Consider the following 523-nt stretch of genomic DNA (forward strand, 5'->3'; position numbering starts at 1 on the left):
GCTGGGCCAGCTGGCGGGCCAGGGCGCGCTGGGGGACACCCCCGTCGCCCCGACCACGGATTCCGCGCCGCTGCTGCCGGGTTACGGCGGTGCGACGGCGGTCTCCCCGCTGATACGCCCGCCGGGCGGCACCCCGCCGCTCACCCTGGCCGCCTGGGCGGCGTCCGCGGGGCTCAGGGCCCCCGGTCTCCTCACCGCCGGTACGACACCGACCCCCACGCCCACCACCTCCCGCACGGCCCGCTGACCCGTCCACTGCGCAGGGGCGCGCGAACCTGGTTGAATTCCGGGTGGCGCGCCCAGGCCCGTTGCGGCAGGGCGCCGAGCCAGTGTCCAGCTGTGGGGAGAGCATGAACAAGGGGAAGCCGGGCCGTCCGGGGGACGAACCGACCGTGCCTCCGGAGACCTCCGGCGGGGACTTCGAACTGGCCCGTCCGACCCGGGCACCGGCCACCACCGGCACCCACGAGGGCGACTACGAACTGGACCGCCCGTCGCACACTCCCGCCCCGCGTACGCCCCC

General features: G+C 76.7%; 1 pseudogene. It reads left to right on the forward strand.

Annotation, left to right across the window (positions count from 1 at the left end):
* Positions 1 to 247, forward strand: a pseudogene (locus B9S61_RS40660) (zf-HC2 domain-containing protein); the annotation flags it as partial.
* Between the last annotated feature and the right edge of the window lie 276 nt (positions 248 to 523).

The sequence above is a fragment of the Streptomyces sp. SM1 genome (assembly GCF_002910825.1).
Taxonomy (GTDB): Bacteria; Actinomycetota; Actinomycetes; order Streptomycetales; family Streptomycetaceae; genus Streptomyces; species Streptomyces okerensis.